Here is a 12,436-nt window from a genome sequence, read left to right on the forward strand (position 1 = left end):
TGCTTCAGCAGCTCCACTCCACGACCGGAGGTCCTTCACCATCGACAACGACTACAGCGTGTCGTCACATCCACTCAACCAACCTGCCTGGGCAGTACAACTAGCCCCACCGCGAGCGTCGGCACCCTCCGCCGGTTGAGGGGCGAGCGCGCCAGCGCAGTCCCCCCGCCGGTTGAGTAGCGAGCGCGCCAGCGCGTTTTCGCCGGTTGAGTAGGCGAGCGTTAGCGCGAGCCGTATCGAAACCACTGCCCCTCACCCCGGCAACGCGTCCCCCGGAATCCCGCGCACCTCGTACACGTCATAAACCAGCACCCCGGCTTGCACCGCCGGGTCGCCCTCCATCACCGCCCGTGTCGCATCGCGGTCGAGATTGAAGATGCCGATTCCGGAGAGGTCACCGGTGTCCGTGACCGGGCAGACGATGGCCAGCCGGCCGTCCGCGTGCAACTCCATGTTGCGTCGGCCGTGCTCCCAGATGATCGACGCGGCGTTGTTATCGCCGCGATGCGGACCGGGTCGCAGAAGAACTGCAGTGTAGGCTCTGGCGTTTGCCCGCCACGCGTTCAGTTGCTCATCGGTGAATGACTGCATAGCGCCCTCCTAGGGGCGGTCGAGGCGAGCGGGCTCGGCCGAGCCCACGGCATCCACGGCGGTGCCGAGACAGCCGAGGATGCGCGCCCAGCCGGTGTTGAAGCTGCCGCCGAGGTAGCCGCCCGGCAGCGCGCACGCCTTGGCCAGGTCGGCGTCGCTCAGCACCTCCCAACCACGGTGTTCGACGGAGACGCGGGTCAGTGCTGGGCCCAGCGCGTGGAAGCTCAACGCGACCTCGGTGGGTGCGCCGGTGAGGTTCCAGGTCATGACGAATCCGGATGGCGGCTCCCACTGCAGAAGCGGTCCCCAGTCGTGGGTGCTCCCGTCGGTCCAGGTCTCGAAGACGCGGCCGCCGCGGTGCTGTTCGAGAGTGACCTGCCGCACCCGGTCGGTACCGACTGAAAAGGGGCGCACCGGCCACCAGGTTCCGATCTCACGGACGAAGACCGCGAAGGTGTGCTCGATGTCGCTGTGCACGAGCGTCGATTGCCGCACTGGTGGGCGCCGCAGCGCGGTCACCGTTCCGGCGGGTTGGGTGCTCTCTGTCACGGTGCACTCCTCAGATCGAGGTCATCCGGCGGCGGATCCGGATGCGTCATCGAGTTCACGCTCCGCCTCCACGAGTCGGCGAGCCGAGTCTAGGGACGCCGACCACATCTCGTCCAGTAATTCACGGAGAGCTCCCAGCCCTTCGGGGCGTGCCCGGTAGAGCCGGCGTGTTCCGTCGCGGCGCTCGGTCAACAAGCCGGCGGACTTGAGGATGCTCAGGTGCTGGCTGACTGCCGTGCGTGTGACGTCGAAGGCCTGGGAGATCTGACCGGCGGGAAGTTCCTGCTCGGTGACAAGGCGCAGGATGGCGCGACGACGCGGTTCTGCCAGTGCGCGCAGAACCGCGTCGGTCGCCTCCTCCTTCGGCAATGGATCGGGTTTGTTCACGACCACAGGCCCACGGCGTTGCCGTCGGGGTCGGCGATCATGGCGAAGGATCCGTAGCCGCCGGGCAACTTGGTCGGCTCGACCAGACGGGACCCGCCGAGTTCTTCGGCGCGCGCCAGGTACGCATCCAGGTCGCCGACGCGCATATAGATTTTCACACCGGTGTCGCCCGGGTTTTCGCTTGGTCCGAATCCGCCGATGACCGCATCCTTACCGGCGCCGGTGTCGACGAGCGCATAGTCGCCCATCGTCTCGTCGGTCTGGATGGTCCAGTCGAACAAACTCGAGTAGAACTGCTGTGCTCGTTCGCGATCTTCGCTGATGACCTCGAACATCGCCACTGGCTGACCCATGATCGTACTCCGTTCCGTCTCTTTCCGTTAGTAATCGCTAACGTTAGTCATAGGTAACGGATAGTGCAACCCCGCGTTTCCAACTCCACGGATCTGATCTGCGACTCCTGGCTCGTACTCTGTCCGACGCTGGGAACGATAAGCTATCGAGGGTCCGGTTTTCACCGTACGGACTAGCCACGGGCTGTGGCGCAGTTTGGTAGCGCACGTGACTGGGGGTCACGGGGTCGCAGGTTCAAATCCTGTCAGCCCGACCGCGAAGTCCCGGAAACTCAAGGGTTTCCGGGACTTTTTCAGTAGGTAGATTTGATCCGGCCATCGAAAACCCATCAAAAACCCCTCACCACCGCCGCCCAACAGCCTTGTTCTCCGCCTGGTGTCGGATGCCTGCGGTTCGGTGCGGACGCTCCGGCGACGCCGGCGCACCTACCGGCCATGGATACCGACAACACCACCCCGCCCTTTGGGCTGGAACCGCTGCTGGACGTGAACGAACTCGCCGCCTACCTGGGCGTGCCGGTGTCGACCGTCTACGACTGGCGCACCAACGGCAAGGGCCCGCGCGCATTCCGGTTCGGCAAACGGCTGAAGTTCGCCATCTCCGACGTCCAAACCTGGATCGGGCAACACCGCGACCCCAACCCGCCCGAGCCGGGCGATCGGTGGCCGATCCGATGAGCCGGCCAAGACTGACCATCGGCACCTTCGGCAGCCTGTCCGCCCGCCGCCTGGCCTCCTGCAAAATCGAGGTCCGCACCCGGTACCGGGGCTGGGACGGCAAGACCCGGCTGGTGCAGGCCACCGCCGCGACTCGGCCGGCGGCGGAGCGCGCGCTGAAGGCCAAGCTGGCGGAGCGGATGCTGTTCGAGCCGGCGTTTTCCGCGCTGACCGCGGACAGCCGGTTCTCGGAACTGGTCGCCTATTGGCTGGACGATCTCGGCCTGCAGGGCTGGTTGTCGGAGACGACCCGGCAGTTGTATGAGCGGAACATGCGCACCCTGGTGCTGCCGGTGTTCGCGGAGCTGACCCTGCGGGAGATCGGCGTGGCCCGCTGTGACCACTTCCTCAAGCAGCTGGCGCAGCGCAGCTACAACCGGGCCAAGCAGGCCCGGGTGGTGTTGCGGCTCGCTCTGGGTCTCGCGGTGCGGCACGAGGTGATCCCGAGGAACCCGATGGATCACGTCTCCCGGCTGCGCCGGCCAAGCCACACCCCGACCGCGTTGACCCCGGTGGAGGTCAACGCCATCCGTGCCGCGATCGTGTATTGGGAGGCTGGACGCTCCCCGTCCGGCCCGAAACCGGACGGGCAGTTGGGGGCGATCGTGGAGGTTATGCTCGGTACTTCCGCGCGCATCGGCGAGGTGCTCGCGCTCCGGCGCCGGGACATCGATATCACCGGTGCGCCACCGTCGATCCGGATCTGCGGCACCATCGTCAGCCGCAAGGGCGAACCCACGCTGCGGCAGGACCATCCGAAGACCGCGACCTCGCGCCGCACCGTGGCGGTCCCGTCGTTCACCGCCGAGGCCGTCCGACGCCGACTCGCGAGGCTGAGCAATCCGTCAGCGGAGGCGTTGCTGTTCAGTAGCCGGGAGGGGACACCGTTGACGGCGAACAACGTGCGGCGGCAGCTCCGGCACGTGATGGATCTGGCGGGCATCACCGGCGTGACGCCGCACCTGTTCCGCCGCACCGTCGCCACCGCGGTCAACGAGCAAGCCGGTGTCAACCTCGCCGCCGAACTCCTCGGTCATACCGACCCGAGGATCACCATCCAGCACTACATCCGCCGCAACGAGATGGTGAACCCCGCCACGGCCGAGCTACTCGACCGGGTGTTCGCGAAGCACTGATGAGCATGCGATCTCCATCGACCCCAAACCTTGTTCGGAACCGGCACGCCGTCACCACGATTCGGATAATCTGCCCAGCGCGCGCCTTGTGAGTAGCGGTGGTGCCAAGTTGGCACCACCGCAGACTCCGCCGTCCTCGGCTGCCCGAGAGGGTAATCCGCTACCTGGTCCGGGTCGTACTTGTTCGCGGTGGCGGTGCAAAACTCCGTGGCGCGGCACATCCGAATCCTGACCTCGAAGTCATCCCTCCACGCAACGCGAGCGAGCCAGTGCGGGCGCGTGAGCAGGACACTCAAGCGAGAATCATAGGATCCGTGTCGGTTTTCCTCATGTTCGTGGACCATCGCTGCGGCACCTCCCGATAGGTAGGTGCGCACGCCGTCCCCAACTGCTCGTATCGCTGGGCGTGAAACTCGGACGGCGTCTATTCCGAGGACGAGCGCGGCCTGTGTCGCCTGACGCCAGATCAGGTTGGCTCTGTCGGGCCGCGGCGGTACCCGGGTGAGACAGATCGCGGCAATCCTCCCAGAAGCGCGGCAGCAGCCGGCAAATACATCGCCGCGCTGGGACGCCGGGCTAGTCGATGCAATCCGTGTCCTACGTGCGGAGTGGAGGATGACCTAGCGCGGTCAACTCCCCGCGACTCAGAAGTCGTAATCATCTCTCCCTCGGGGGATGTCTCATCCAGACACGAGTAACTTCGCCGACCTGGTCCCAGGACGAGACGGGACCAAAGTTGTCGGACTGCAGAATCATGAGGACGTTATCAATATGGGGGACAAGAGGCAGGTCTACGGGTCTGGTGCTGCGCTGGAGGAGGTCTGGATACGGGCTGGATAGCTCCTGCAGGTGGGCCAGAACTTCTGCGGCTGGCAGTGCTTCGGCATTGAGATCGAGGATCGCGGCTTTTGAGGCCGTGGAGACGCTGCTGGATTGGATGATCTGAACAGCCTCTGGCGGCAGCATGGTTGATGTGCTGATGGACCAGGCTGCGAGCGCTTCCAATACTTCGCTGGTCGCCTTCTGTGGTGTGGCTGGCAGGCCGTTTGCTATCTGACTCTTGACCTCGTCATCGACGCTGTCGTCGCGGAGGAGTGCTTTTAGAACTTCGACGCTAGGCGTCAGTTGGTTGAAGTACCCGGATGCTTTTGTTGAGCCGATGATAAAGGCGACTTGAGCTTCTCCTGCGTTGTCCAGCGCTGCGAAGGTATTTGGGTCGTCGGCAACAAGTCCCTTTTGGACGAGAGACTTGATGAGCTCGGGTTCTCTCGTCGAGATCTTGTTGATCGCGATCGGTGCTCGCGTGAGCGAGTTTGCCAGTAGTACTCGGGTTTCAACGGTTAGCTGTTTCTCATCGATAAGTTGCGCTGCCATTGCTTCCTGTTCGGCAGGCTCGGCGCCGTTGGCGTTGATAGCGGGCTCGGAACTGAGGAAACGGACCAGGGGCTGATCGATAGAGCGCGCATCGATGTAGATTTCTACATTGTGAAGCGTGAGATCGAAGCGTCGGCCTTGCGCCAGGACTTCCATGACATTGTCGGGAACCCCGTCAAGGTCATCGATTCGGAGGCCTTCAGGTAGACGCGAGAGTACCTCCGATGACTTTCCGGCCTCGGCCCGTTCGACGGCGGACATGACATCGACGAGGACGTTGATGTCTTGAAGGGCGTATTGCGGAGGAGTGGTGCCGTCGATGCTCGACAAGTATTCATCGAAGTGGGCGATGATGTGGTCGAAGACGACATCGCTGGCGTCGAAGACTGTGTCGAGTCCAATGCTGTCGGGATCTTCGAGCGCTATCCGTAGGTTCTCGTCCGTGATGACATATTGGCGGGCTTCGATAATCGCTGTTGTCGCGGCGGGCGACAGTCCCTTCAGGGATGGGAGTCGCACTCCGAGGCGCTGAAGCATCTTGATCGCTCTCGTTGGATCATTCTCGCTAGCGGTAAGCTCCCGTAGTTTGTTGTATTTGGCTGCGATCTCGTCGCGGACTGCGTCCGACGCTGGATACTCCTCGTCAGGATCCGCGCCTTCGAACGCCGCCAGGGTGAGAGCCTCTCGCTCGCTGAGGGAATCTTGCGGTCTGTTGGCGATGTATTGGAATATGCCGAACCAGTGCGGCGCAAGCTTATGAAAGAGCTTTCCGACGTATTCACCTTCGGCCACGTAGATGTCGATGAACTCGACCCCAGCTGGACGCACCCAGGCGAGGAGTTTGATGTTGCGGTCGAGCCGTGAGTTGTCGGTGCCGAGCAATTCGTTGTAGATCGCGAGGTTGAACAGGCCGATCGAGCCGAAAACCTCGGGTCCGCCCTCTCGGAGAACGGCCGTGACCTCGTCCTGCGTCAGTTCGTAGCGGTAGGACGGCGCTTCGGCTTGGGTGTGCTGGATCAGGAAGTTCATGGCGTTGGCGGAGGTAACCTCGCCGTGAAACTCTGAGGTGTAAAGGTGGAAGTTGCGATCGATGTGGCCCTGCGCGATGAGATTGATCAGGAGTGGATCGCCCAGCGGAGTGAGGAAACTCTTTCGGAAGTCGATCCCGCTCTCCTTGTGCCGGAGGGTCCACTTTGGCTCAGTGAGCTGCTTGAAGTCTGCCGACCGGAGCCACCGTTGCTGATCCCTTGCATTCTGCAGTTCTTTTCGCCATGAGGTGTCCTCCTCCGCGGCCCAGCGCTCGGGCACGCTCGCTCCGAGCTCGGCGCGCAACCCAGCGCCATCGATGTGGAACACATCCGAACTATCTCCCCACACCTCGATTTCTGTGCCCCCGTCGATGACGCTTGCCCAGAAGTCTGGTGTGATGATTTCTGCGGTCGCGCGGAAATCATCCCCGATTCGGAACTGAATACGCCTCGTGGACTTACCAAGCCTTGTTAGCCAACGCTCGGACAGCGCCTGTAGCTCGGCCCCGAGCTGTTCTGCGCGAGCCTGAGTGTCCGCCACGGGCGAGCTGTGTTCTTCAAGAGTCGCAATCTCGCGCGAGACATCGGACAGACCCGCGTCGATAATTTCGCGCGCTACGCGATATAGCCGGTCAAGCGAACTGTCACCAACCCGAATGAGTTCGAAGTCTTTGAGGCGGGTGTTCTTGAAAGCGACCATCGCGAACAATCCGGTCGGTGTGAGCCCTTCGAGCTTCTTGGGGGCAAGCACACGGGCATGGAATACGCGGTATTCATTGATTATGTTCAGCAGAAGGCGCATGTCGGTGATGTGCTTCGCGACGACGCTGAGTACCTGGGCGTCCACAGAAGCGTCGACTTTCTTCATCGCTTTCACGAGGAGGTCGCGCGAAGTGCGATGCGTGATGAACGGGACGATGGGGATTACCAGGTCAAAAAACTTCGTTCGCTGAGTCGGAGGACTCGCCAAGCTGAGGTCGGCCTGCCAGACGCCAGGTCGGCTCGACTGGACACGAGGTGATGTCGTACCGTCGGTGGCGGGGACAAGTTCATCTGTGACGGATTCCGTCGCTAGATCCTCGAAGATGCTGTCTCGCACGGCGTAGATGAAGTGCAGGGGTCGTCTACGCAACTGTCGGGACGTATTGAGCACCGTATTTAGCGCTCGCAGCGATGCATAAATAGCTGGGTTCTCGAAGCGATCAAGATCTTCAACGATCACGATGTCGCGTTTGGTCATCTCGAAGAAATAGACGACTTCGTCAAGATACTTGTCGAAGTACGACTCTTCTCCACTTGCCCCGTCTGTTCTGAGTGTTACCGAGGTTGAAGCGGTGCCGAGCTTGTCGATGCGGACGCGATTGTGAAGAAGATACTGAAGTAGGTACGTGAGGATTGCGATGGCGGTACCAATCCCAAGTAGTAACCAGACGCGTTCGCCCTCTCGTTCCGGAGGTAGTTGGAGTGGGGCGCCCCAGCCCGTGAGCCAGAGAACTCCTCCGGCAACAGTCCCTGCTAGGACAGATATCACCGCGGTGCGCCAAAACGATAGCTTGCTAATTCTTCGAAACCGAGACCCTGGCACCTTGCTTGGCCGCTCGCGATAGAGCAGTTGTTTGACAATTTCCTTTTGGATTTGGTTGTTAACCTCTTCCTCAGCGGCGTCCGGCTGCACTCCTATGTCGCTGAGCGAAGACAGCGAGATCTCAACGACCCGCCGCCTAAGACTCATTCGTACGGCTGTCAAGACACTGCTCTTGCCGCTGCCGTACCCTCCGGTCAAGGCGATGTTCCAGACATTCTTCCGACGCTTTCGGTCGCGTAGCAGCGCGATGAGTTCCGTGCTGTAGACCCCGTGTTGGTCGGGGATTGGCATTGGCGTCAGCGGTCTGAGGATGAGGGCGTCACCCGCAATCCTCTGGCGAACTGCCTTTAATAGTCGCGTCGCTCTAAGTCGCAACCGGCCTGTCCATCGAAGTTCAAACCCGGCAGGTACCTCGATGTCGTCGTCCAACACACTTTCTCCTTCCGCACGGAAGGCAGGCTGCGGATCGAGGACTACTAGGGTCCGTATCAGTCGTGCGCCTACCACAGCCTCGTGCCCGACGATACCGGCATCGTACTGTGCGATCCGCGGGACGCGCAGGGACATCACTACCGAAAGTCTTCCTCATCTTCCTCGCGCTGCCGCAGTTCACCGGTCAAACAGCCAGCTGGCGCGCGCGGGTGCAGATGATTTTGCTCGGCGGCTTCACGTGGGGCAACTGCGCCAGCGTGTACTTCGCCGGCGGTTACGGGCGCCAGCACCATCCTGATCACTCGCCCGCGTGTCGCGAAGATCGTCGGCCTCCTTTTTTCGGCATCGCCACAATCGGCCACGGCATCGACCTGGTAATCGAGAAGTCCCTGACCGCGATCCACTGAGCAAACAGATGCAGGCCACGCCCGTACCGACCCCCGCGACAGCGGCGAATACCGGTCGTGCGGGAAGGGGCTCGATCCGGTCCCTTGCCGATCGTCTCGCTTTCAGATCCACCACACCATTTGCAGATCGAGGACAGAGCGTGTCGGGTTGATGCCGCGGAGGTCTCTGCCGCGCACCTTCAAGTCGTGGATGAGGTTCAGGCGGAGGCCGTCCGGTGACGGTGTCGATGCGGGTGATGTCGGCGGGCGACGGATACAAGTACTTGCTGAAGTCGGTGGCTGCCGGTGACGGCGATCGAGACCTGTCGACGCCGTTGATCCGCTACTACGCGGAGACGGGCACGCCTCCGGGGTTCTGGCTTGGTGAGGGTGTCCGCTCCCTCGGGCAGGGGGAGCTGGAGCCGGGCGATGCGGTGAGTGAGGCGCAGCTTCAGCTCCTGCTTGGTATGGGCCGTGACCCGATCACGGGCGCTCCGTTGGGGCGGGCGTTCCCGGCCTACAGGAGCGTCGCTGAGCGTATCCGTGACCGTGTGGCGGGGTTCGATGCCGGCCTCTCGGTCGATGAGCGGGCCGCTGCGGTGACTGCGATCGAGGCTGGGGAAGCAGGCAACACCCCGCGTCGGGCCGTTGCTGGGTATGACTACACGTTCAGCGTGCCGAAGTCCGTGTCGGTGCTGTGGGGGTTGGCCAACGCGGACACGCAATCCTTAATCGCAACGGCGCATCACCAGGCGGTTGCTGACGTGGTTGGGCTGATGGAGCGGGAGGTTGCAGCGACGCGCACCGGTGTCTCGGCGGGCGATGGGGCGGTGGCGCAGGTGGAGGTGACTGGGTTGATCGCGATGGGATACGACCACTACGACTCGCGTGCCGGCGACCCGCAGTTGCACACGCACGTCGTCATCTCCAACAAGGTCCGTACCGTCTACGACGAGGGTTGGCGGTCGTTGGATGGGCGGCCGATGCACGCCGCGGTACACGCACTGTCGGCACACTACAACGCGGTCCTCGCCGATCACCTCACGCGCGTGCTTGGCGTCGGGTGGGAGCGGCGTGACCGGGGCCGGGACCGGACCCTGGCGTGGGAGATCGCCCGCGTCCCCGAGGAGCTGATCGAGGAGTTCTCCTCCCGGTCGCGCGACATCAACGTCGAGGCCGACCGGCTGATCGATAAGCACGTGGCCGAACACGGTCGCCGGCCGGCGGGGGAGACGATCGTGAAGCTGCGGGCGCAGGCCACCCTGTCCACCCGCCCGGCGAAGCAGGTTCGCTCGTTGGCGGAGCTGACCGCGGAGTGGCGGAAACGAGCAGCCGACACGCTCGGGACGGATGCCGCAACCTGGGTGACGACGGTACTCAGCGAGAGCGAAGGGCGCGCACTACTGCACGCCGGCGAGGTGCCGCTGGGTGTCGTCGCCGAACTGGGGCGTGTGGTCGTTGCGGTGGTGGGGGAGAAGCAGTCGACTTGGCGGCGCTGGAACCTTCATGCCGAGGCGTCCCGGCAGACGATGGGCTGGCGGTTCGCTACCACGCAGGATCGGGAGGCGATCGTCGGCATGATCACGGATGCCGCCGAGTCCGCGTCGTTGCGGCTCACGCCACCGGAGCTTGCCAGCTCACCCTCGGTGTTTCAGCGCGGGGACGGCACCAGCGTGTTCCGGCCGAAGAACTCCGTCGTGTTTTCCTCCGAGAAGTTGCTGGCTGCGGAGGATCGGTTGCTCAAGCTGTCCCGCACGACGGATGCGCCGACCGTTGGTGTCGAGGTGATCGAGCGCATCGCTCACCGCCGCGACACTTCGGGCCGGAGGCTCGCTGCAGACCAGGCGGCGGCCCTAGCGATGGTCGCCGCCTCCGGCCGTACCCTCGATCTGCTGGTCGGGCCGGCCGGGGCGGGCAAGACGACGGCGATGAACGCGCTGCGCCGAGCGTGGGAATCTCAACATGGTGAAGGGTCGGTGATCGGGCTGGCTCCATCCGCGGCAGCCGCGCAGGTGCTTGCCGAAGACCTCGGCATTGCCACCGAGAACACCGCGATGTGGATCACTCGACAGAGCCACGGCCAAATCGCGTTTCATGCGGGGCAGCTGGTGATCGTGGACGAGGCATCCCTGGCCGGGACGTTCACCCTCGACACGATCACCGCCCACGCCGCCAAGGCAGGCGCAAAGGTTCTACTGATCGGGGACTGGGCACAATTGGATGCCGTGGACGCTGGTGGGTCATTCGGGATGCTGGTGCGGGACCGTGATCATGCCCCCGAGTTGGTCGACATTCACCGGTTCCGCCACGAGTGGGAGAAGACCGCCTCCCGGCAACTGCGGATCGGCGATGCGGCCGTGATCGACACCTACCAGGAGCAGGGCCGGATTCGCGAAGGCGAGTCCGAGGCGATGCTGGATGCCGCCTACACCGCGTGGCGGGCCGACCTCGCCCAAGGGTTGGCCTCGGTCATGATCGCCGAAACCCACGACATCGTCACCGCACTGAACAACAGGGCCAGGCTCGACCGGATCATCGAAGGAACCGTCGCAACGGCTGGCGCCGTTCGGCTGCACGACGGCACCGAGGCATCCGCCGGCGACCTCGTCGTCACCCGCCACAACGACCGGCGCCTGCGCGCCTGCCGCGGATTCGTGAAGAACGGCGACCGCTGGACCATCACCGCAACCGGCCGCGACGGGTCCGCGACCCTGCGCCGAGCCGGACACCGGTTCGGCGCCTCCGCCACCCTGCCCGCCAGCTACGTCGCCGACGAACTCGACCTCGGGTACGCGCTGACCGCCCACCGCGCGCAAGGCTCCACCGTCGACACCGCGCATGCGATCGTGCAAAGCACGGCCATGACCAGAGAGGCGTTCTACGTCGCGATGACCCGCGGCCGCCAGGCGAACACCGCATACGTGGCGACCGATCACCCCGACGACACCCACGCGCACCCGCATCCCGACGATCAGGCGAGCAGCACCGCGCGGGCGGTTCTGTCCGGGGTGCTCCAGCACGTCGGTGCCGAGCCATCCGGGCACGAGACCATCCGCGCCGAGCACGAAGCCTGGTCGAACATCGCCCAACTCGCCGCCGAGTACGAGACCATCGCCGCAGCCGCGCAACGCGACCGCTGGATCCACCTCGTCCAGCACGCGGGACTGACCGAACGGCAGGTCAGCCAGGTCATCGAGTCGCCAGCGTTCAGGCCGCTCACCGCAGCGTTACGCCGAGCCGAAGCCTTCCGTCATGATGTCGATGTGCTGCTGCCACGGCTGGTCGCAGCGCGGGGTTTCGAGGACGCGGACGACATCGCCGCCGTCCTGCACCATCGCCTTGCGAAGTCAACAAGCAGGCGTACCGGCAGCAGCCGAGGCACTCCCGCTCCGCGCCTCATTGCCGGCCTGATCCCCGAAGCGACTGGGTCGATGAGCGACGAGATGCGTCAAGCCCTCGCCGAACGGCAGCGGCTCATCGAGCAGCGCGCCACCGCGCTGGCCCAGGCAGCCGTCGAGGAACGTGCCGCATGGATGGTCCGGCTCGGGCAGCCGTCCCGCGACCGCCGGTCTCAAGCGACCTGGACACATCACGTGCGGACAATCGTCGCCTACCGCGACCGCTACCAAGTTACCGCCGCCACTAATCCGCTCGGCGCGCCAGCTGACGGTGTAGCGCAGCGGCTCGACCGCGCCCGCGCCGAAACCGCACTCACCTGCGCGCGACAACTCGAACCCAAGACCGCACTGCAGATGCCGTCGTCTGTGCGTCGCCAACCCGATCTGCGTCTGTGATCGACAGGTTCTACTTTCATAGGTTTGCTGAGCCTTTGCGCCAGCTGAGTCGCCCGAACTTCTGCCCGAGCCTCCTGATAACCGTCTTTACGCCGCTCATCAAC

Annotated in this window: 9 protein-coding genes and 1 tRNA gene; 5 read left to right on the forward strand and 5 right to left on the reverse strand. The window is 63.9% G+C overall.

Going from position 1 to position 12,436, the window contains the following annotated elements; all coding sequences use genetic code 11:
• Positions 1–252: 252 nt before the first annotated feature.
• The 4 genes from ABFX56_RS15330 to ABFX56_RS15345 are packed head-to-tail and all read right to left on the reverse strand — an operon-like array spanning position 253 to position 1,880.
• Entirely contained in the window at positions 253–591 is a 339-nt protein-coding gene (locus ABFX56_RS15330; RefSeq protein ID WP_346234234.1) for a YciI family protein, read from the reverse strand.
• A gap of 9 nt (positions 592–600) precedes the next feature.
• Positions 601–1,140 carry an SRPBCC family protein gene (locus ABFX56_RS15335; RefSeq protein ID WP_346234235.1) on the reverse strand — a complete coding sequence of 180 codons (540 nt, stop codon included), beginning with the start codon at positions 1,138–1,140 and terminating at the stop codon, positions 601–603.
• Between the two features lie 21 nt (positions 1,141–1,161).
• Positions 1,162–1,527, reverse strand: a complete 366-nt coding sequence (locus ABFX56_RS15340) for an ArsR/SmtB family transcription factor (RefSeq protein WP_346234236.1) — start codon at positions 1,525–1,527, stop codon at positions 1,162–1,164.
• Complete coding sequence (locus ABFX56_RS15345) at positions 1,524–1,880, reverse strand: VOC family protein (RefSeq protein WP_346234237.1); 357 nt, start codon at positions 1,878–1,880, stop codon at positions 1,524–1,526. The genes ABFX56_RS15340 and ABFX56_RS15345 overlap by 4 nt, the downstream gene beginning before the upstream one ends.
• Positions 1,881–2,060: 180 nt before the next feature.
• On the opposite strand from ABFX56_RS15345, the gene ABFX56_RS15350 reads away from it, so the two are divergent.
• From ABFX56_RS15350 to ABFX56_RS15360, 3 genes are all read left to right on the forward strand, one after another.
• Positions 2,061–2,134 (forward strand) — tRNA-Pro (locus tag ABFX56_RS15350).
• Positions 2,135–2,315: 181 nt separating this feature from the next.
• Entirely contained in the window at positions 2,316–2,558 is a 243-nt protein-coding gene (locus tag ABFX56_RS15355) for a helix-turn-helix domain-containing protein (protein WP_346234238.1), read from the forward strand.
• Entirely contained in the window at positions 2,555–3,733 is a 1,179-nt protein-coding gene (locus ABFX56_RS15360) for a tyrosine-type recombinase/integrase (RefSeq protein WP_346234239.1), read from the forward strand. Before ABFX56_RS15355 ends, ABFX56_RS15360 begins: the two co-directional genes overlap by 4 nt.
• Before the next feature lie 657 nt (positions 3,734–4,390).
• Here the strand turns inward: ABFX56_RS15360 and ABFX56_RS15365 are convergent.
• Positions 4,391–8,152 carry a YobI family P-loop NTPase gene (locus tag ABFX56_RS15365; RefSeq protein WP_346234240.1) on the reverse strand — a complete coding sequence of 1,254 codons (3,762 nt, stop codon included), beginning with the start codon at positions 8,150–8,152 and terminating at the stop codon, positions 4,391–4,393.
• 107 nt (positions 8,153–8,259) lie between these two features.
• Between ABFX56_RS15365 and ABFX56_RS15370 the strand changes: the two genes are divergently transcribed.
• A complete protein-coding gene (locus ABFX56_RS15370) occupies positions 8,260–8,559 on the forward strand; it encodes a hypothetical protein (protein WP_346234241.1) in 300 nt (99 codons plus the stop codon).
• A 227-nt stretch (positions 8,560–8,786) separates the two neighbouring features.
• Positions 8,787–12,332 carry a MobF family relaxase gene (gene mobF, locus ABFX56_RS15375; protein WP_346234295.1) on the forward strand — a complete coding sequence of 1,182 codons (3,546 nt, stop codon included), beginning with the start codon at positions 8,787–8,789 and terminating at the stop codon, positions 12,330–12,332.
• The last annotated feature ends 104 nt before the right edge of the window (positions 12,333–12,436 follow it).

Source organism: Parafrigoribacterium mesophilum, assembly GCF_039652555.1.
Classification (GTDB): domain Bacteria; phylum Actinomycetota; class Actinomycetes; order Actinomycetales; family Microbacteriaceae; genus Parafrigoribacterium; species Parafrigoribacterium mesophilum.

Coding starts and splice junctions, on each gene's coding strand:
- ABFX56_RS15330 (WP_346234234.1), bottom strand. CDS start 591: ATGCAGTCATTCACCGATGAGCAACTGAACGCGTGGCGGGCAAACGCC.
- ABFX56_RS15345 (WP_346234237.1), bottom strand. CDS start 1,880: ATGGGTCAGCCAGTGGCGATGTTCGAGGTCATCAGCGAAGATCGCGAA.
- ABFX56_RS15355 (WP_346234238.1), top strand. CDS start 2,316: ATGGATACCGACAACACCACCCCGCCCTTTGGGCTGGAACCGCTGCTG.
- ABFX56_RS15360 (WP_346234239.1), top strand. CDS start 2,555: ATGAGCCGGCCAAGACTGACCATCGGCACCTTCGGCAGCCTGTCCGCC.
- mobF (WP_346234295.1), top strand. CDS start 8,787: ATGCGGGTGATGTCGGCGGGCGACGGATACAAGTACTTGCTGAAGTCG.